General features: G+C 61.0%; 16 protein-coding genes. 5 read left to right on the top strand and 11 right to left on the bottom strand.

Translation table 11 applies throughout. The features are described from left to right. Positions 1-26: 26 nt before the first annotated feature. The 7 genes from opp4C to E6C55_RS00820 form a co-directional block, all read right to left on the bottom strand. The gene (opp4C, locus tag E6C55_RS00850; RefSeq protein WP_230986453.1) at positions 27-953 is read right to left on the bottom strand and encodes an oligopeptide ABC transporter permease; all 927 of its coding nucleotides are present in this window, start codon (positions 951-953) and stop codon (positions 27-29) included. 29 nt (positions 954-982) lie between these two features. Beyond that, positions 983-1948, bottom strand: coding sequence for an ABC transporter permease (locus E6C55_RS00845; RefSeq protein ID WP_136367878.1), 966 nt, complete (start codon positions 1946-1948; stop codon positions 983-985). A gap of 32 nt (positions 1949-1980) precedes the next feature. Then, the gene (locus tag E6C55_RS00840) at positions 1981-3153 is read right to left on the bottom strand and encodes a M24 family metallopeptidase (RefSeq protein ID WP_136367877.1); all 1173 of its coding nucleotides are present in this window, start codon (positions 3151-3153) and stop codon (positions 1981-1983) included. A 12-nt stretch (positions 3154-3165) separates the two neighbouring features. Beyond that, positions 3166-4467, bottom strand: a complete 1302-nt coding sequence (locus E6C55_RS00835) for a M20/M25/M40 family metallo-hydrolase (protein WP_136367876.1) — start codon at positions 4465-4467, stop codon at positions 3166-3168. An 18-nt stretch (positions 4468-4485) separates the two neighbouring features. After that, complete coding sequence (locus tag E6C55_RS00830) at positions 4486-5676, bottom strand: M24 family metallopeptidase (RefSeq protein WP_136367875.1); 1191 nt, start codon at positions 5674-5676, stop codon at positions 4486-4488. Next, positions 5669-7009 (bottom strand): M20/M25/M40 family metallo-hydrolase, encoded by a 1341-nt coding sequence (locus E6C55_RS00825; RefSeq protein WP_136367874.1) that lies wholly within the window; start codon positions 7007-7009, stop codon positions 5669-5671. The genes E6C55_RS00830 and E6C55_RS00825 overlap by 8 nt, the downstream gene beginning before the upstream one ends. Positions 7010-7106: 97 nt before the next feature. Then, complete coding sequence (locus E6C55_RS00820) at positions 7107-8831, bottom strand: peptide-binding protein (RefSeq protein WP_136367873.1); 1725 nt, start codon at positions 8829-8831, stop codon at positions 7107-7109. 298 nt (positions 8832-9129) lie between these two features. Between E6C55_RS00820 and E6C55_RS00815 the strand changes: the two genes are divergently transcribed. Continuing rightward, positions 9130-9789, top strand: coding sequence for a Crp/Fnr family transcriptional regulator (locus E6C55_RS00815; protein WP_136367872.1), 660 nt, complete (start codon positions 9130-9132; stop codon positions 9787-9789). A 103-nt stretch (positions 9790-9892) separates the two neighbouring features. Here E6C55_RS00815 and E6C55_RS00810 read toward each other — a convergent pair whose 3' ends face one another. Next, positions 9893-10630 (bottom strand): YceI family protein, encoded by a 738-nt coding sequence (locus E6C55_RS00810; RefSeq protein ID WP_136367871.1) that lies wholly within the window; start codon positions 10628-10630, stop codon positions 9893-9895. Positions 10631-10820: 190 nt separating this feature from the next. Between E6C55_RS00810 and E6C55_RS00805 the strand changes: the two genes are divergently transcribed. From E6C55_RS00805 to E6C55_RS35305, 3 genes are all read left to right on the top strand, one after another. Next, on the top strand, positions 10821-11504 hold the full coding sequence (locus E6C55_RS00805; RefSeq protein ID WP_136367870.1) for a response regulator transcription factor: 684 nt from the start codon (positions 10821-10823) through the stop codon (positions 11502-11504). Then, a complete protein-coding gene (locus E6C55_RS00800; RefSeq protein ID WP_136367869.1) occupies positions 11489-13645 on the top strand; it encodes an ATP-binding protein in 2157 nt (718 codons plus the stop codon). The genes E6C55_RS00805 and E6C55_RS00800 overlap by 16 nt, the downstream gene beginning before the upstream one ends. Before the next feature lie 444 nt (positions 13646-14089). Then, a complete protein-coding gene (locus E6C55_RS35305; RefSeq protein WP_407923681.1) occupies positions 14090-14791 on the top strand; it encodes a helix-turn-helix domain-containing protein in 702 nt (233 codons plus the stop codon). Positions 14792-15054: 263 nt separating this feature from the next. On the opposite strand, the gene E6C55_RS00785 is transcribed toward E6C55_RS35305, so the two are convergent. After that, positions 15055-15474, bottom strand: a complete 420-nt coding sequence (locus E6C55_RS00785; protein WP_136367867.1) for a hypothetical protein — start codon at positions 15472-15474, stop codon at positions 15055-15057. Positions 15475-15710: 236 nt separating this feature from the next. On the opposite strand from E6C55_RS00785, the gene E6C55_RS00780 reads away from it, so the two are divergent. Then, positions 15711-16367, top strand: coding sequence for a pentapeptide repeat-containing protein (locus E6C55_RS00780; RefSeq protein WP_168735379.1), 657 nt, complete (start codon positions 15711-15713; stop codon positions 16365-16367). 219 nt (positions 16368-16586) lie between these two features. On the opposite strand, the gene E6C55_RS00775 is transcribed toward E6C55_RS00780, so the two are convergent. Together E6C55_RS00775 and E6C55_RS00770 are read right to left on the bottom strand one after the other, a co-directional pair. Beyond that, complete coding sequence (locus E6C55_RS00775; protein WP_407923680.1) at positions 16587-18005, bottom strand: MATE family efflux transporter; 1419 nt, start codon at positions 18003-18005, stop codon at positions 16587-16589. A gap of 161 nt (positions 18006-18166) precedes the next feature. Continuing rightward, positions 18167-19087, bottom strand: a complete 921-nt coding sequence (locus E6C55_RS00770) for a cell wall hydrolase (RefSeq protein ID WP_168735378.1) — start codon at positions 19085-19087, stop codon at positions 18167-18169. Positions 19088-19254: the final 167 nt, after the last annotated feature.

The raw sequence follows: 19254 nt of genomic DNA, 5'->3' as shown, positions 1-19254 counted from the left end.
TCTCCTCTCCTTCCCCTGCCCGCTCCCTACTTGCGCCCCTTCAGCTTCGGGTCCAGCGCATCCCGCAGCCCATCGCCGATGAAGTTGATGCTGAGCACGGTCAGCAGGATGGCGAGCCCCGGGTAGAGCCAGATCCAATACTTGAAGCGGAGAACCATGATCGACATCGCTTCGTTCAGCATGTTTCCCCAACTGGGGGTCGGCTGCTGCACGCCCACGCCCAGGAAGCTGAGCGCGGCTTCGGTCAGAATCGCGTCGGCCGTCATCAGCGTCGCCTGGACAAGAATCGGCGCCATGATGTTCGGCAGAATATGCCGGACGATAATCGTGAAGCTTCGCACGCCGAGCGCCTTGGACGCCTGCACATACTCGAGCTCCCGAACCCGCAGAATCTCGCCGCGGACGAGCCGCGCCGTACCGACCCAACTGACGAGGCCGATAATGATCATCACGTTGAACATGCTCGGCTTCAGCAGCGCCGACACCGTAATGATCAGGAACATGACGGGGAAGCAGTAGACGACGTCGACGACGCGCATGATGACGGAATCGGTCCACTTGCCGTAATAGCCGGCCAACGCTCCGAGCAGCACGCCGAGCACGGTCGAGATCGTCACGGAGACGAGACCGACGCTCAGCGAGACGCGCCCCGCGTACATGAGCCTCGACAGCACGTCCCGCCCGAGGCTGTCCGTGCCGAGAAGGTATTCCTGCGACGGCTTCGCCATAATATCCAGCGTGCCCGCCTCGTTCTTGATCGAGCTGAACGGATCGTGCGGCGCGAGCAGCGGGGCGAGAATGGAGATGAGCACCAGCAGAACCATGAAGCCGAGGCCGAACACGGCCAGCTTGTTCTTCTTGTAGCGGCGCCAGGCCTGGAAGACCATGCTCCCTTCGCCGCCGCTCCGGCTCGACTTCGGTGCTGCGCCCTCCGGGGTCGTTGTCCATCCCATGGAAGCTTCCCTCCTCTTCTCCTGACGGATTATTTGGACAGCCGGATCTTCGGATCGGCGACGGCGTAGAGGATGTCGGCGATCAGGTTCCCGAACAGCACAAGCAGCGAGGTAAACAGGTTCAGTCCCATGATGACCGGGTACTCGCGGGAGGTGATCGACTGGATGCCGAGGCTGCCCATGCCGGGCCAGTTGAAGATCGTCTCCGTGATGTAGGCGCCGCCGAACAGCGTCGGAATCGACAGCCCGAACAGCGTGATGACCGGGATAATGGCGTTGCGCAACGCATGCCGATACTTGACCGCCCGCTCGCTGAGCCCCTTCGCCTTCGCCGTCCGGATATAATCGTTCGTCAGCACCTCGATCATGCTCGAGCGCGTGAAGCGCATGATGACGGCCAGGTTCGGCAGCGCCATGACGAGCGCCGGGAGCACGAGATGCTTCGCCTTGTCGACGAGGATGTCCCAGCCGCTGCCCTGAAGGTTGATCGTGGCGAGCCCCGATGTCGGGAACCAGTTCAGCTTGACCGCGAACAGGTAGATCAGCGCGACCCCGAAGAAGAACGAGGGAACCGATATTCCGATGAAGGAGAACACGGTCAGCCCGTAGTCGCGCTTCGTGTACTTCCGGGTGGCCGAGTAGACGCCGAGCGGCACGCCGACGACGAAGCTGAACACGAACGCGGTTACCGTCAGCAGCAGCGTTGCCGGGAGACGGTCGAGAATCATCTGCGCGACCGACTGCCCCGTCTTGATCGTATAGCCGAGATTGCCGCTAACAATCTCGCCGAGCCAGCGGAAGTACTGGACAATCATCGGGTCGTTCAGCCCCATGTTCTCCTGCGCCCGCGCGAGGTCGGCCGTCGAGATGCGCGGATCGATCATCGTCTGCATCGGGTTGCCCGGCGTGATCTGCATGATCAGGAACGTCAGCAGCGTAATCCCGACCAGCAGCGGCAGCGTCGTCAGAAGCCGCTTGACAATATAACGTTGCATGAGACTTCCCTCCTTCTAGCGGGGCTCGCGGGCTATGACCGGATCAGCGCAAGGCTCTCTTGCCGCTCGCTCAAGTATTCGGAGCCGCTCTCCGTGACGACCAGGTTCTCCTCAAGCAGAATGTAGGGCATCCTGCCGGGGAGAATGGTCGGTTCCAGGGTGAAAATCATATTGGCCGAGACGGTCCCGTACGGAGCTCTTCCGTACCGTTCCCAGCGCGGACCGAGCAGCGTTCCCCCATCGTGCGTCTGTCGGCCGATCTGATGGCCGGTGGCGTGGGAGATCTCGGGCATTCCGCGGTCCAGCAGAAGCCTTCTCGCCACGCCGTCGACCTCGTGGCCGATCGCCCCCGGCTTCAGCGCTTCCCGCGCCGCGCTTATGGCGTCGTATGCCGCCCGGAAGGCAAACCTGAACGCCTCCGGCGCATCGTCCTCGTCCGGCCGAAGGAAGTACGCCGTCCGCGCGATGTCGGACACATAGCCCTCGTAATCGACGCTGTAATCGAAGATGACGAGGTCGCCGTATTCGATCACCCGATCCGACGGCTGCCGGTGGGAGATGTTCTCCTTGAGCACCATCGGCATCGACAGCGTACGGTCGAGCCCGTTCAAGACGCCGCGCTCCCGCATCTCGTCCAGGAACAGCTCCCCGGCCTGCTTCTCGGTGAGGCCGACCCTCAGCTTCGCGAACACCGCATCATAGATCTCGAGGGTCAGGTCGACCGCCTTCTTCGTGCGGCGAATCTCCTCCGGCGTCTTGATGCTGCGCAGCTCGGTCAGGAACGGCTCCGACGAGACGTATTCGCCTTCGAAGCCTTCCATCGTCTTCATAAGCCAGCGATAGCGGCCAAGCGTCAGGCCGTCGCACAGATGCTCGTCCGCCGAGTAGTTCAGCGCGATCGTCTTCGGCTTCAGCGCGAGCACGGTGTCCCGCAACGCTTCGTCCAGACTCAGCTTGTACTTCACGACCCGATGGAACAGACCGCTCTCTTCGATATCCTGCGCGTCGATCGAGCTGCAGACGGCGATTCTCTCGCCGCCGGCCGCGATCAGGAACGCTCCGGGACCGACCGTCCGCACTCCCGTTACGAGCGGCAGGCATGGATCGCTGCCCTCGCTCGTCAGAATGAGCCACAGCTCGATATTCCTCTTGCGCAGTGCTTCGGATGCCTGCTCCATTTTCTCCCGGTTGACCGAATAATCCATCTTGCACCTCCGTTAGGAATCGACGCACAGGTCGAGCAGCGTCTTCGAGATCACCTTCGCTCCGAAGAGATAGGAATCTCTCGCTATTCGTTCGTCGTTCTGATGCACCCTCTCGAGCACGGCCGCGAAGTGATCGTCCAGCAGCGTCGGGGAGAAGCCGTAGATCCGGTCCGAATAAGGGCCCAGGAATCTTCCGTCGGTGCGCCCGAGCGCCAGGAACGGAACGAGCTTCGCGTCCAGCCCGAACGTCCGGCAATTGCTCTCGAACAGCTTCAGCAGCTCGTTGTCGATGCCGCTCTCGTAGCCGTCCTCGAAGGCGACGATGCTCCACTGCGCGTCGACGTCCTTGAGCAATCGCCGCATCAGCCTCTCGATATCCCGAACGGTTGTGCCCGGCAGCATCCGGAACTCGAACTCCGCCTCGGCGGAGCCGGGAATAACGTTGATGCGCTCCCCGACGCGGACGTCGTTGATCATTAGCCCGTCGTACAGCATGTACTGCATCAGGTTGTTGTAGGTCGACTCGACGACCTGCTTGCTGTCCGGGCTTAGTCCCGTCTCCAGAATAAAATTGCGGGACAACTCGGTGTACTTCTTCGGGAACTTGTAGCTCGCCAGCCTTCCGAGCGCCTCGGCCAGCTTGAACACCGCCTGCTCCGAAGGCGGGCACGAGGCATGGCCGGAATCCCCGGTCGTCCTCATCCGGATTCGGCATACCCCCTTCTCGCCCGCCGCGCACAGGATCAGGCTTCTGCCCTTGAGCAGCAGCGGGAAGCCCCCTCCTTCGCTGATGACATAGCCCTCGCTCTGAAGCTCGGGGAATTGCCCGATCACCTTGGCCATGCCCAGGCGGCTGCCCGCTTCCTCGTCCGCAGCGGCCACGAAGTACACCGTCCGATCGAGCTCGCTCTCCCGCCGCTTCAATAGAAGGAACGCCGCCAGCTGCATGGCCGTGAGCTGCTTCGTGTCCAGCGCTCCGCGACCGTAGATGACCCCGTTCTCCTCCCGCGCCTCGAACGGAGGATGGGTCCATTCGGCGGCATCCGCAGGAACGACATCAAGGTGCGAGAGCAGAATGACAGGGGGATTGGCCCCGGCCTCTTCCCCGGTTCCCAGCTTCGCGATCAGGCTCGCCCGCCCGGGCTCCGGCTCGAATACCGTGCCGTCGATGCCGCTCTCTGCCAGCTTCCCGAGCAGGTACTGGACGGCCTCGAGCTCCCGGCCTGGCGGATTCGACGTATCGATGCGGAGAAGGCTTGTGAAAATATCCAGCGCGTGTTGCTCCCATTCGGGGGTCCAGATGTTGCCGCTCATAAGCCTCTCCTTTGCGATTTAACGGAATGGGATCGTAATCAGCTCCAACTGTCGCCGGCTCAGCAGCTCCGGACCGGCCTCCGTAATGAAGACGTTCTCCTCGACGAGAATGCACGGAAGTCCGTCGTCCTGAAGCACCGTCGGCTCGATCGCGTATACCTCGCCGACCTTGACGATGCCGCCCGAGTCGGGCTTGCTCGGCGGTCCGAGCCGGGTGCCGCCGTCGTGGCATTGGCGGCCGACCTGATGGCCGACCGAGTGGCGGATCGTCGGGTAGCCCCCCGCTTCGATCGCTTGCCGCCCTGCGGCATCCACCTCATAGCCCCGCTTGCCGGCGGCGATGCATTCGATCGAGGCGTCAATCGCCAGAATCGCGGTGTCGAACGCGTGCTGCACGTCGGCCGGAGCGCTCGTCTCGTCCGGCTTCAGGAAGTACATCGTGCGGGCAACGTCCGAGCAATAATCGCGGTAACGGACGCACATGTCCATAATGACGATATCGCCCGGCACAATCCTCGTGTCCCCCGGCTTCCGATGGGACATGCCCGCGCGCACGATGTTGACCATCGGCGGATCGAACGGGCGCTCGTGGCCGTTCGTCACGCCGCGAGCCTTCATTCCCTCCACATACATCGCGCCAAGCTCCTTCTCGGTCATGCCGACGCTCGCCTTCGCGGCAACCTCCGCGAAGATCTCCTCGGCGAAGGCGATCGCCCGGCGAATCCGCTCCAGCTCCGCCGGCGTCTTCACGCTGCGGATCTCCTTGAGCAGCTCCTCGCTCGACACCTCGATGCCAAGCAGCCGCTCCCTCCCGACCGCCTTCTCGAGCACCTGATATTGACCGACCGTCAGGCCGTCGCACAAGTGATCGTGCAGCGAGAAGTTGAGCGCCAGCTTCCTCGGGGCCAGCCGATCGATCAGCGCGGTCAGTTCCTCCTCGAAGCTCTGCCCGTACGGGATCACCTCCGCGAATAGCCCGCCGTTCTCGAAGTTGCCCCGGTCGCTCTCGGAAGCCAGAATCAGGTGCTCGCCGTCCGGCTTCAGGACAACGGCCGCTTCATGGATGGACGTCGTGCCGATAAGCAGAGGCAGCGAAGGGTCGCTCGCCTCGCGATTCAGAATCAGCCAGGCATCGATGTCCTTCTCGCGAAGCAGCCTGGACGCGGCCTCCAGCTTCTCGCCGGCCACGCGATATTCTTCTTTAATCATGACGCTCGCCTCCCAAGCCATAATGGAGAACGGCCTCGTGCAGTGTCGCCGTTCCGAAGCCTATCGAATCGCAGGAGATTCTCTCGTTGACGCCGTGCACCATCGTGACGGCCTGCTCGAAGGTCATGTCCTCCGCGAGCACCGGCGAGAACCCGAACACCCTGCTGTTGTATTCCCTGAGATATCTGCCGTCGCTCGTTCCCGTCGCGATGAAGGGGACGACCTTCGCCCCTTCCGCGTGAACGGCAATCGCGGCGCGAATCGCCTCGTACAGCTCGCCTTCCGCTCCGGAATCGTAGCCGGATTGGCAGACGAGGATCTCGAAGTCGATGCCGAGCCCTTCGCAGAGCGCGTTCAGCCTGCTCTCGACCTCCTGCCGGGAGACGCCCGGCAGCAGGCGGATATCCGCCGTCGCCTCGTATTCCCCGATCAGCTCCCTGCGGCTGCGGCCGCCGTTCCACATCGTAAGCGCAATCGTGCTCTCGGTCATCGCCTTGATCATTCTTCCGAACAAGGGACTGACCTTCTCCCTCAAGTAATCGATCCGAACGTCCAACGCCATTCCGTCCGCACGCTGCCCGCACGCGGCCAGCAGCTCGGCGAGCAGCCGCTCCGTCGTCTTCGGCACTTCTCCTTCCCAGTTCGCGGCGGCGATGCGCCGAAGCAGCTCCGCGAAGCTGCGCATGCCGGCGTTCTCCGGATAGAACGGATTGGCGTTCGGCACCCGCTTGTACGTGAACTTGACCTGGCACAGTCCCTTCTGACCGACCTCGCACAGGTAGAACGTCTTCCCGTTCACGCGGATCGGGAACCCGCCCCCTTCGCTGACGACGTCCGCATTCCGGAACAGCTCCCCGTGCGTCTTAAGCAGCGACTTCAATCCGAATTCGCTGCCGCTCTCCTCGTCCGCCGTCGCGATCAAGACGATGTCGCGGCGCGGAACAAGCTTCCTGCGGGCAATCAGGAGCATCGTCATCAGCTCCATGGCGGTCAATTGCTTCGTGTCGATCGTCCCTCGGCCCCACAGATAACCGTCCGCAATCTCTCCCGCGAACGGCGGATGCTTCCATTCCTCCGCCTTGGCCCCCACCACGTCGAGATGCGACAAGAGAATCAGCGGCGGCCCCGGCTCCCGTCCCTTAAGCGTCACAATTACATTGCCTCGGCCCTCCGCCGTCTCGACAAGCTCGAACGGAATCCCCTCGGCCTCGGCGATCCCCGCGATATACCTCGCCGCTGCCAGCTCGCGTCCGGGCGGATTGGTCGTATCGATGCGGACAAGCTCGCGGAGCATCGCCAGCGCTTCCTGCTGAATGTCGTCTGCCTTGTTCATCGCGTCATGCTCCTTCTGCAAGAGGGGAATAAAGGGAAATACGGGAATCCCGGCGGATTCCCATATCTCCCGTGCGGACGAGCCGCGGGTACGACGATCAGTTCAGGCTCCAGTCCTTGGCGTTGAAGCTGACGCCGCGGAAGTCGGGATTGAAGTTCGCGATCTTCTTGTTCGCGGCGAACACCGTCTTCTGCCCGTAGATCGGAATCCACGGCACGTCGTCGGACAGCACCTTGCCGATCTCGTGGAACGTTGCGGTTCTCTCCGTCTGATCCGTCTGCGTCAGCTCCTTGTCGAACAGTTCGTCGATCGCCGGATTGCTGTAGCTGACGAAGTTGTAGCCGTTCGGCGGCATGAACGCGGAATCGAAGTACGAGCGGTACTCGTCGGGGTCGGCCTCGACGCCGAAGCCCAGAATGTAGGCGTCGTAATCGTTCGCCTCGACCGCTCTCTGCTTGCCGTCGCTTCCGGTCGGAAGCAGCTTCGTGACCAGCGTCGAGAAGTCCATCGAGGCGATCTCGATCTTCACGCCGATCTCTCCCCATTGCTGCTTCAGCAGCACGGCCGTCTTCTCTCGTTCGGTCTTGCCGGTCGGAACGCTTAACGTGAACTTGAGCTCCTTGCCGTTCTTCTCGTAGATTCCGCCGCTATTCAGTGTGAAGCCCGCTTCCTCGAGCAGTTGCTTCGCCTTATCCTTGTCGTACGGATACTTCGTCACGTCCGGGTTGTGCGACCAGTGCGCGTTCGGGAACAGATCGTCGCTCACTTCGCCGAATTCGCCGATGACGCTTGAGACGATCAATTCCTTGTCCGTCCCGTAAGCGAGAGCTTGTCTGACTTTAAGATCGGAGAAAAATTCGTTCTTGAGGTTAAAGCCGACGTAGTAGACGGACAGGTCGTTCGCCGCCTTGACGTCCGCGAAGTCGAGCGTGCGGACCGATTCGACCTGGTCGGCCGGCACCGGCACGATGTCGATCTCCTGATTCATGAACGCCGCCAGCATCGTGTTCGAATCGCCGAAGCGCGTAATCACCTTGTCCAGCTTCGGCGCGCCGCCGAAATAATCCGGATTCGCATCCACTTCGATGTATTGTCCCGTCTCCCACTTCACAAACTTGAAGGGACCGGTGCCGATCGGGTTGCGATTGGAATCGTGCTTCGCCCAATCCGCCGGCGACACGTCCTTCAGGATGTGCTCCGGCACGATGCCGATGAACAAGCTGGCCAGGAAGGAGGCGTTGGCCGAGGCGAGGGTGAAGCTCACCGTATTGTCGTCGATCACCTTGATGCCGGAGACGCCGTCCGCCTTGCCGGCATGGAAGTCCTCCGCCCCGACGACCGGCTGCACGCGGCTGTAGGCGCCGCCGTCGTAACGAGGATCGGCGAGCGAGGTGAACGTGAAGGCGACGTCGCCGGCCGTGAACGGCTCGCCGTCATGCCACTTGACGCCTTCGTTCAGATGGAACGTATACGTCAGGCCGTCCTCCGAGATGTCCCAGCTCTTCGCCAGATCGCCGACCATGTTCAATTCTTCGTCCGGCTCGACCAGCGAGTCGTAAATCATATGAGTGACGTTGGTGTCGCTTGTCGTCGCGTAGATAAGAGGGTTCAGGTTGCCGGGCTCGGATTCCTGCGCGACCGTTACCGTGCCGCCGGACTTGCCTTCGGAGGAAGCGGACGCCGTTGCCGACGAGGATGCGGACGAGGACGGAGTCGCGCTTCCCGAGCTGTTCGCACCATTCGAGTTGTTCGAACTGCAGCCCGCGAGCATCAAGCTTAAGCTTAGGATCGAAGCGAATAAAGCTGTCATGCCTTTTGTCATCGATAAGCCCACCCCTTGATTATGTTAGTTATTATCACATGTCTTATCGCCGTGATAATTAATTTACATTCTACTCAGACAGACGAACAAAAACTGTAGCGCACGCTACACATCCCGGGTATGTAAACGTTTTTAATTTTCAGAAATCTATCTTCCGCGCAAATTATGCTATGATTAAGTACATAAAATACAAAGCGATCGGCTCGTTCTGCCACAGGAAAATCTGCCGTTCGTCCGCCGAACGCCCTCTCATACGTCACTTTACCTAACACGAACAAAGGGATCGGAGGCCTCCCGAATGTCGAAGACACATTATATTCAGAACGATCTGTGGAAGGACCGCTTCGCGGACTGCCCCGCCGTTACGATGAACAAGAACCGGATCGTGGCGGAGGAAGGGACTTACCTTAATCAGATTTATTATGTTGAATCGGGCAGGGTGAAGTTCTCGATCACGACGCCGGAAGGCAACGAGAAGATCATGTATATCGTGAACAAAGGAGAGCTGATCGGGGATCTGTGGTCTTCGACCCATCGGCCGTACTTCATGTCCGCGACGACGATCACGAAGTGCACGTTCCGCGTCATGGAGCCGAAGGCGTTCGTCAAGGTGCTGCTGAGCGATCCGACGCTCGTGGAGAACTGGATGGGCAATCTGTCGGAGCTGATGGAATTCCTCGTCGACCATGTGACAGAGCTGGTATTCCTCGACAAGGAGCAGATTATCGTCAAGTATATTTACCGCCTGAGCTTCAATTACGGCGTGCAGACGGACAAGGGAATCAAGATCAACACGAAGATGACCCACCAGTTGTTCGCCGATCTGATGGGCTGCTCCCGCATTACCGTCTCGAAGATCATGAGCATCCTGATCAAGAAGAACGTCATCATGAAGGAGGACGGCTACATCTATATCACCGATATGGACGAGCTGAAGCGAATGCTGAATCTCCTGTAGGGGCCGAGAGGAATGAGGGGAACGAGCGCCAAGGCGCCGCAAGCCAGAACAGGCCGCCCCGCCCGGGACGACCCTTCTCTATTCGTTGTTCTTCCAAGGAAGCTTACGCCTTCTCCAGCACCAGCTCAAGCTGCACCGTCAGATCGTTCTGCGTATCGAGCACCACGCTGTGCGGGTTCTCCATGCCGAAGTCGGCGAACGTTACGACGGTTGCTGCCGACAGAAGAACTTGTCCTGCCCGGTACATCGTCTTGGCGTCGAAGGTCACTTCCTTCGCGATATCCTTAACCGTCAGCGTGCCCGTTATCTTGATGTCGGAAGCGACGCCCTCCGTCCATTCCGCCGGGATTCCCTCGAACGAGGTCGCCTGGAACGTCGCCTCCGGGAACTCCGATACGTTCAGGTACTCGGTTCCCTTGACATGCCCGTCGCGCATGCTGTTGCCGGAGCCGAGCGAGTCCATGATCATCTTGCCCTCCGCCGTCGTCTGCGAGGCATCGTCCACATTGAGCGTCCAACTGCCGCTGACCGCCTCGTCCTCGAAGTTGACCGTCTCCCGCGAGGTCGTTACGGAGAGATAGAGCTTGGAGCCGTCCGAGATCGTCCAGTTGCCGTTAAGCTGCTCTCCCGCGACCGCCGCCCCGGAAGCCGCGGACGATCCCGACGCCGACTCCGCCGAGGAACCGGAGGAAGAAGGAGCCGGACTCGCGTCGGCGGGGATGACTCCCTCGATGTCGACGTTATTGCCCAGATAATCGTTCGACCATGTATACGCCCCCGTCCCCAGGATGACGACCGCCAGCGCCCCGCCAATGAGCCAACCTTTCTTTTTTATCCTCATGTATGGTTCCTCCCTTGTCTCTCTGAAGCTCGGCTATGTCCTTATAGCTTGATGACCATTCTAGCCGATCAATAAGTCCGGCGCGTGTCCGGAGGAAATAAAGTTGGAAAATTCGGCTGCCCCCTTGCGAAGACCTTCTTCCTATGTAAAAGTAGCGGATATACGACACTGGGAGAGGGTGATTCGCGCCATGCAATCGATCCTGATCGTCGAGGACGAAGACGCGATTGCGCGCGTGCTCGCCGCCTATCTTCGCCGCGCCGGCTACCGGCCGCAGATCGTCTCCGACGGAAGCGAGGCGCTGTCCGTCTTCGCCGCTTGGGACTTCTCGCTTGTTCTGCTCGACGTCATGCTGCCCGGCATGGACGGCTGGGAGGTGCTTCGGGCGATCCGCGACCGCAGCCCGTGTCCGGTCATCATGCTGACCGCCAAGGGAGATCTCCAGGACCGGCTCGCCGGCCTGAACGACGGGGCGGACGATTACATGACCAAGCCGTTCGTGCCGGACGAGGTCGTCGCCCGGGTCAGAGCGGCGCTGCGCCGAAGACCGCATTGGACCGACGGGGAGAGCAAACGCCACTTCGGCAATCTGATGCTCGACTTCGCCTCCAAAAGCGTGTTCCTGAATGCCGCAGAGGTGTCGCTCAACCCTCGGGAATTGGCCCTGCTTCTTTTCCTCGCGGAGTCCCCTAACCGGATCTTCACGAGAGAGCAGCTTATCGAGCATGTGTGGGGCAACGACTACGACGGGAGCGAGCGGGCGGTCGATCTCGCGGTCAAAAGACTGCGGCAAGCGCTCGCGAACTGGCCCGCCGAGGCGGGCGAGATTCGAACGCTGCGGGGAACGGGGTATCAGCTATGGATTGGAGAATAGTTCGGCGGCGGCCGCGCAAGACGTCCATTCTCTCGTATTGGACGCTGCGTTATATCGTCATTCTGTGCGTCGGCTTCACCATTATCGCGCTGTGCGCCCTGTACTGGATTCGGGATACGGCCAAGGACAATCGGCTCAAGACGGCGGGGCTGCTCGGCCAGGAGATCGCGGATCGGGTGTCGTCGGAGGACGGGACGCTGGCGATTCCCCCGCAGATGGACCAATTGCTCGACAGCCGGCTGAAGGTGTTCAACTTCAAGGGAGATCTGTGCCTGATCATCACCGACGAAGCGGGCCGCGTCGAATATTCGAGGCCGCCCATGAACGAAGAGATGGCCCGAAGCTACTTGACGGACGATCTGAGCGCCTCCGGCAAACCGAACCAGCAGGCGGTCATCACCCCGATCGAGGCGGACGGGAAGCCGCTCGGCCAGGTCGCGCTGCTGCTCTCCAAGAAGTCGCTCGCCTACAGCCCGAACGAGCTCGCGCTGATCGGCGTGCTGCTCGGGACGATGATCCTGTGCGGCTGGCTGACGATCTACCTGCTGTCGCGCAAGCTGTCGCTGCCGATTCGGCGGGTGGCGGAGGGGGCGCGGCGAATTCGCTCCGGACAGTACGACGTCAGCCTGGACGTGGAGACGAAGGAGCGGGAGCTGGACGAACTGGTCGACTCGTTCAAGGAGATGGCGAGCCGGCTGAAGCAGCTCGAGGACTGGCGGGCGCTGTCGCTGGCAGGGGTGACGCACGAGTTGAAGACCCCCGTCACCTCGATCAAGGGGCTGATGATGGCCGTGCGGGACGAGGTCGTCACCGAGGACGAGGCCAAGGAGTTCCTCGGGCTGGCGCTCAAGGAATCGGACCGGATGGAGCGGATGGTGACCGACCTGCTCGACTACAACGCATTCGCCGCCGGTCACGTCGAGGTCCGTCGGGATCGGCTGGAGTTGGGGGGCTTTCTTGGCGAGATTGTTTTCCAATGGGGGCTGCCGAACGCGGGGGAAGGCGCTGCCGTGGAGACGGAGCTGCCGGACAGCCCCGTGTATGTCGTCGGCGACGCCCTCCGCATCCAGCAGATCGTCGTCAATCTGCTGAACAACGGCCTGCAGGCCGCCTCGCCGGCTCGGCCGGCCCGGTTGACGGTCCGGCTTCTGGCGGGGGGCGGGGTTGATCCGCAGGTTGATTCGCGGACGAGAGCGGGCATGGGAACGGGGGCTGGAGTTCGGGCGGGTTCGGGGGCCGAAGCAGAGGTTGGCGCGAGGTCGGGGGCGGAAGCGGGGGTTCGGGCGAGGTCGGAGGCGGAGGCAGAGGTTCGAGCGAGGTCGGGGCCGGAGGCGGGCGTTCGGGCGAGGTCGGGGGCGGAGGCTGGAGTTCGGGCGGGTTCGGAGGCCGAAGCGGAGGTTGGCGCGAGGTCGGGGGCGGAAGCACGAGGTCGGGCGGGTTCGGGGGCCAAAGCGGGAGTTCGGGCGAGGTCGGGGGCGGAGGCAGAGGTTCGAGCGAGGCCGGAGGCCGAAGCGGGAGTTCGGGCGGGTTCGGGGGCCGAAGCGGGAGTTCGGGCGAGGTCGGGGGCGGAGGCAGAGGTTAGAGCGAGGTCGGAGGCCGAAGCGGGAGTTCGGGCGAGGTCGGGGGCGGAGGCAGAGGTTCGAGCGAGGTCGGAGGCCGAAGCGGGGGTTCGGGCGAGGTCGGGGGCGGAGGCAGAGGTTCGAGCGAGGTCGGAGGCCGAAGCGGGAGTTCGGGCGAGGTCGGGGGCGGAGGCAGAGGTTCGAGCGAGGTCGGAGGCCGAAGCGGGAGTTCGGACGGGATCGGGGGCGAAGGCGGGCGTTCGGGCGGGTTCGGATGTTGGACCGCAACCATCGAATGTCTCCTCGCATTCAAACGCCCTCCCTTCCGTGGCCGTCCCCGCCGGTCGTGTGCGAATTGAGATCGCCGATAACGGCTGCGGCATCCCGACGGAGGAGCGCCCATACATCTTCGAGCGCTTCTACCGCGGCGAATGGAAAAAGCGGCACATGCGCGGGCTCGGCCTCGGGCTCACCTACAGCAGCCTGCTGGCAACCGCGCTCGGCGGCGAGCTTCGGCTGGAGGAGAGCTCCCCGAGCGGGAGCACATTCGTGCTGGAGCTTCCGGGGGAGCTTCCAAGATGAGACGGTTGCGGCGGGAATATCCGTCTCTCCTCCACAACCTACGACTCAATATGCGAGAAAGACTCCATCCCTGTACTCACCCATCGCTCACTCACGACGGCTGCCGCCTGATGACCTCCAACCCCGCCGCAGTCGCTCATCAGACAAGTAACTTGCTTTATCCATCTTGTCCCGCGGAACTCGCCCGTCCCCCTCTGTCGGCGATTCCTTCGAGACACGTCGAAGTTGTTGCTGCGGTTCTCGTTGGATCGCTTGCCGAAGTTCTTGCTGAAGCTCTTGACGAGGAGTCGCGTAGAACCTTTGCGTTCGCATCACGTTCCCCTTGCGCCGCGAATCATAACCTGTTACTATTTTTACAAATATTAGTCGCGAAGAACGCGCTAACTCCTCCGGTAGACACCGGGGCTGTTAGCGCGTTTTTTGTTACTCTGGAGGATGAAGCCAATGCGTACGGATGATCGGGACAATCGCAAGACGGCGGAACTGCCGGCAGAACTCAGAGAGCCCCATGCCAAGTGGCTCAAGAAGGAGATTGCGAGCTGCACGGGAGAGCGGCGCAGAAGGATCGAAGGGGAGCGGTATGCGGAGACACTGTTTGTCATCAACGTATGGTGGCCGGCGTTCGGGCGCCTGGAGGGACTGCAGCCGGAGTTCGAGGTGCGCGACTTCCGCGATGGCTGGCGGTACCTTGACTTCGCCTTCATCACCCGCGGAATGAAGGTGTGCATCGAGATCGACCCGTTCGGCACGCACTGGCGGAACATCGACCGGAAGCAATACTCGGACAACCTGATGCGGCAGAATCACCTCGTCATCGACGGTTGGCTCGTGCTGCGCTTCTCGCTCGACGACATTGTGGACAAACCCCGCACTTGCCAGCAACTCCTTCAACAGTTGCTCGGCAAGTGGAGCGCCGCAGCTTCCTCTGAATCCGCCTCCCAACCGAAGCTTGGCGCCACGGAACGCGCGATCCTGCTTCTAGCCGAGCAGCACGCAGAGCCTCTTCGGGTGAAGAGCGTGGCTGAAGAGTTAGGAATCCATCGCGGGACCGCTCAACAGTATTTGCGCCTGCTCGTAACCAAAGGATTTCTGGAACCGACTCGCTCTGACGCTAAACGTGTCCATGGTTACTTGTTAAAGAAGTGAATGTCGGTTTTTCCGACATTCAGCGGGGCGGCGCACCCTCGTTCAGGTCTGAATGTCGGTTTTTCCGACATTTGACGGGGGCGCGCACCTCCAAGCTGGTCTGAATGTCGGTTTTTCCGACATTCAGCGGGGCGGTGAACCCTCGTTCAGGTCTGAATGTCGGTTTTTCCGACATTTGACGGAGGCGCGCACCTTCAAGCTGGTCTGAATGTCGGTTTTTCCGACATTCGCCAGGCTTAGCGAGTGCCCCCCACCCTATACCGCTACCTCTGCCGGCTAACTCCGCCTTTCCCTCTGCGGGTGCTTCCCAGCTTGACCAACTGAAGCTGCAGGACCGTCTCGCCGACTTGGGGTGCGAACGGGGAACCGGTCACGCCGGTTACGTTCGTGATGAGGCGGCGATCCGGCGATTGGGTCACGCGGACTTCATACTTGAATTGCACGCGCGAGACGTTCGCGAACAGGAACACCGACCGCCTCGGCCCGACCCGAACCGTGCAGATTCTCGCGTCGCACGGACTCACCTTCAAGGCGACCGGCGACCCGCTGGACCAGTCGAACACTTGCACCGTAACCGATCGGGCGGCGTGCGCGCTCAAGTTCACCACATCCACCAAGGCGTAGTTCGTCTTGGGGGCCTTGCGCAAAATACCCGTCGAGTATGTCGCTCTCGCTTCCCTCATTCATCCTCTCTCCCTTCGTTTACTCTACAGTAAATGCGATCGGGAGACAGATGCTTGTACGATGGCCTTGCTTGTACGATGGCCTTTGCTTCCCGGCACATCCTCGCGATATAATGAGAGAACAAATGTTCTCGCACAAGCTCTCGCGTTATTCTCGCAATGCTCTCCCGTTATTCTCGCACAAGCTCTCCCATTATTCCCGCACAACTACAGCCAACGAGGAGCGATATCCCCATATGAGCACACGTAAACAACCTCCGAAGCTAGAGGAGCCCGTTATTCCGGACGACAGCCTGCTTGCCGAGGTGGAGCTTCTGCAGATTCGGTCCGACGACCGCTACGCCAAGGCGCTGATTCGCGACTGTACACTCGATGAGATCCATGCGACTCGAGTCAGCTTCGAGAAGACGGTTCTTCGCAGCGTGACGTTCGCCGAAGCCTCATTGACGGGGCTGGAGCTGACGGACGTAAGGTTCGAGAAGTGCGATCTGTCCAATATGGACCTGAGCGGCGCCATCCTTCACCGGGTCGAGTTCAGCCGTTGCAAGATGCTCGGCGTCAACCTCTCCGACGCCACGATCCGCAATGTTGTGTTCGAAGGCTGTCTCGCCGACTACGCCGCGATCCGGTTCGCCGACCTGAAGCAGGTCGAATTCCGGGACTGCTCGCTGAACCATTCCGACTTCAGCTACTCCAAGTTCAAAAGCTTCGAGCTCCATCGCAACCGCATGGATCACGCCCAGTTCTCCGCGACCGATCTGTCCGGCATCGACCTGAGCGACAACGAATTCGACGGGCTGAGCGTCGACGCCGAGAGTTTGAGGGGCTGCATCATCTCGCGCGAGCAAGCGTACATCTTCGCGAACCTGTTCGGGCTCGTCGTGAAGGACTGAACGCAAACAGCCGGACCCCTTCACGGGTCCGGCCGCGAATCGCCAAGCCGTCCGATCGCTTGAATGGACCGCCGACGCCAGCGGGAGAATCGGCCAGCCGCCAGCCGCCGACGTCTCCGCGCCAGAACACGAATAGCCTCGCACCACCTTCACACTTCATACTTCATACTTCATACTTCATACTTCATACTTCATACTTCATACTTCATACTTCATACTTCACACCAGCTTCCTCCGATACCACTTCTCGCCGCGATACCGCAACCAGAACACAAGGCCGCGCACTCCCCATTCGAGGTTCATCGCCAGCCAGACGCCAACGATTCCGTAGTCCAGCACGACGCCGAGCGTGTAGCCGAGCACGATGCGGAACAGCCACATCGAGAGCAGCGAGACCGTCGAAGTGAACTTCGAGTCTCCGGCGGCCCGCAGCGCGGAAGGCAGAATAAAGCTCATCGACCACAGCGGAATCTGCGCAAGCGCGTTGACCAGGAAGATCACGAACAGATCGCCCCGGATCGCATCCGGCGCATGGAACAAGCCATCGATGATCGGATGGAACAGCGGCAGCGCGATCAGCATCATAAGCGTAAGGAAGCCGGAGGATAGCCAGAGGAACGACCGGATGAACTTGCGGGCGTCCCCCACGTTCCGGGCGCCGATGCTCTGGCCGACAACCGTCACGAGCGCGATCGACAAGGCGCTGGACGGAATCTGCAGCGCGGCGGCGATCGAGTTGCTGATGGCATTCGTCGCGATGGCGTAGGTGCCCATGCCGACGATAAAAGTCTGCGTGAGCAGCTTCCCCCCATTAAAGAACATTTGCTCGGCGGCGAACGGCATCCCTATCGAGAGGATTTTGCGCGCCGTGCCGATGTTGATATTCACCAGATTCGCCAGACGAACCCTCAGCTCCGTATCGATGCGGAAGAGGAAGACGATCGCGCAGACGGCTCCGAGATAACGGGCGATATTGACGGCAATCGCCATGCCGGCCACGTCCATCTTCAGGATGTTGATGAAGAGAACGTTCAGCAGCACGTACGCCAGGTTCATGATCAGCGACAGCGCAAGCGATGCCTTCGAGCGGCCGATTCCCCGCAGCGCCCCGCACACCGCCTCCACGATGGCCAGGCCGAAGTAGGACGCGCAGCTTCCGAGGAAGTACGTCCGGGCAAGACCCATCACCTCTTCGCTCGCCGAGCCGAACAGCAGCTCCAGAATCGAATTGTGGCATATCATCATAACAAGACCGACAGCCAGCGAGAACAAAGAGACCGTCGAGATGGACCCGGCTGCCGCCTTCGGCACCATGGCCGTGTTGCCGCTGCCCTTGAACTGCGCGACGATAACCGTCCCGCCCGTCGACAGCGCAACGATGAGGCTGAGCAGGAACATGTTCAGCGAGTCGACCATGTTCACCGCACTCACCGAATCGACGCCCGCGGACGAGATCATCGCCGTATTGAGCAGGTTAAGACCGATAATGAACGCCTGGTCGATCAGGATAGGGATATAGAGCGCGATCAACTGGCGATAATCGAACGCCGCTCCGGACAGATGCTTATTCAGGAACGCTTCTCTTCTTCCGACCCGGGGATCCGAGCGGCCTGCGGAGGGAATTCCGTTCTGAGACACTTCATCACATTCTTTGCTTGGATTCAAAAGTCGGCTTGATACTATCATCGGAGGAACGGTCTGTCAACGCAACGGATCGGCCCTGAGCGGGCCAAATCAGCCGAAAACGGCGCTCAGGGAGGCTCCTCCCCGAAACGCCGTTCATTAACTGCCTTAATCGTTTATCGGATAAACATATGATGGCCGATGGTCTTGACGACGCTGGATTTCTTCGCCTTGGCCGGCTCCAGCTTCGGATTGAAGAAGTACAGCGCGCCGGGCACGACATTCTCGCCGGAGAGCGCGGCCTTCGCCGCCTGAACGCTCTCGCTCGACGCCGACAGCGTCTGGAGATTGCCGTTCCTCGCCGGAGGGAATTGCCCCGCCGCGTAGATGACGCCGCTGACCGTATCCGGGAACCGTCCGCTCTTCACCCGGTTTAGCACGACGTTCGCGATCGCAATCTTCCCTTCGTACGGCTCGTAGCCCGCTTCCACCTGGATGAGCTTGGAGAGGAGCGCCACGTCGGCAGTCGCTGGGTCCATGAACTCCGGCACGATCATCTTCAGCGAATCGCCGGCATTCAAGGCATCGCTCGTCAGTCCGTTGCGAACCTTCAGCGCGGCAGCCGTCGTTCCGTTCGCCTCGGCGATGCTCGCGAGCGTATCGCCGCTCTGGACGACATACGGCTCGACATCCGTCACGGACGAGAGCTTATCCTCCGCCTGCCAGCCGACCTGCGCGTGCATCGCTTCCGTCAGGACGCGGAGCGGAAGGTACGAGGTATCGTTGATCATCCGCGCCGTCTGGGGGATGTCGTATGTCTTGCCGTTGTAGCGAACCTCGGACTCGCCGCTGCGGAACGCGAGCTTGTCGCCTTCCCCGTTCATGACGACGACATAACCCGCGTCCGCGTCGTATGCGACGTGCCAGTCCATAAGCGCCGCCAACTCCTTCACCGGAGCGAACGTCACCCCGTCCACCAGTCGGAGGCTCTGGTTCAGGCTTACCTTCTCGTCTTCTATGAATAAAGTACTACTCGATGCTGCGAATGCCGACCCGGTGCCTACGGTCAGAAGCAGCGCCAGGCTTAATACGGCCAATCTGGATAACCAATTAATGTGTGCCAGCTCCTTTGCCATAATAGACCAATTGGACTACACTGCTCGTTATTATACAGCGTTTCCAAAGCGGAGGTGGCGAAAATTAATGAATTCTCATCCAGAGCGAACAGACCGCAAGCATATCGCGTGTGGTCTGAACGTTGCTG

The sequence above is a fragment of the Cohnella fermenti genome, from assembly GCF_004801405.1.
Lineage (GTDB): Bacteria > Bacillota > Bacilli > Paenibacillales > Paenibacillaceae > Cohnella > Cohnella fermenti.
This window is presented reverse-complemented; position numbering and strand designations above follow the sequence as displayed.

What these genes read in the sequence shown, in the direction of transcription:
- E6C55_RS00820 (WP_136367873.1), bottom strand. Translation starts at nt 8,831, where the DNA reads ATGACAAAAGGCATGACAGCTTTATTCGCTTCGATCCTAAGCTTAAGC.
- E6C55_RS00830 (WP_136367875.1), bottom strand. Translation starts at nt 5,676, where the DNA reads ATGATTAAAGAAGAATATCGCGTGGCCGGCGAGAAGCTGGAGGCCGCG.
- E6C55_RS00800 (WP_136367869.1), top strand. Translation starts at nt 11,489, where the DNA reads ATGGATTGGAGAATAGTTCGGCGGCGGCCGCGCAAGACGTCCATTCTC.
- E6C55_RS00785 (WP_136367867.1), bottom strand. Translation starts at nt 15,474, where the DNA reads ATGAGGGAAGCGAGAGCGACATACTCGACGGGTATTTTGCGCAAGGCC.
- E6C55_RS00805 (WP_136367870.1), top strand. Translation starts at nt 10,821, where the DNA reads ATGCAATCGATCCTGATCGTCGAGGACGAAGACGCGATTGCGCGCGTG.
- E6C55_RS00810 (WP_136367871.1), bottom strand. Translation starts at nt 10,630, where the DNA reads ATGAGGATAAAAAAGAAAGGTTGGCTCATTGGCGGGGCGCTGGCGGTC.
- E6C55_RS00825 (WP_136367874.1), bottom strand. Translation starts at nt 7,009, where the DNA reads ATGAACAAGGCAGACGACATTCAGCAGGAAGCGCTGGCGATGCTCCGC.
- E6C55_RS00840 (WP_136367877.1), bottom strand. Translation starts at nt 3,153, where the DNA reads ATGGATTATTCGGTCAACCGGGAGAAAATGGAGCAGGCATCCGAAGCA.
- E6C55_RS00845 (WP_136367878.1), bottom strand. Translation starts at nt 1,948, where the DNA reads ATGCAACGTTATATTGTCAAGCGGCTTCTGACGACGCTGCCGCTGCTG.
- opp4C (WP_230986453.1), bottom strand. Translation starts at nt 953, where the DNA reads ATGGGATGGACAACGACCCCGGAGGGCGCAGCACCGAAGTCGAGCCGG.
- E6C55_RS00815 (WP_136367872.1), top strand. Translation starts at nt 9,130, where the DNA reads ATGTCGAAGACACATTATATTCAGAACGATCTGTGGAAGGACCGCTTC.
- E6C55_RS00835 (WP_136367876.1), bottom strand. Translation starts at nt 4,467, where the DNA reads ATGAGCGGCAACATCTGGACCCCCGAATGGGAGCAACACGCGCTGGAT.
- E6C55_RS00780 (WP_168735379.1), top strand. Translation starts at nt 15,711, where the DNA reads ATGAGCACACGTAAACAACCTCCGAAGCTAGAGGAGCCCGTTATTCCG.
- E6C55_RS35305 (WP_407923681.1), top strand. Translation starts at nt 14,090, where the DNA reads ATGCGTACGGATGATCGGGACAATCGCAAGACGGCGGAACTGCCGGCA.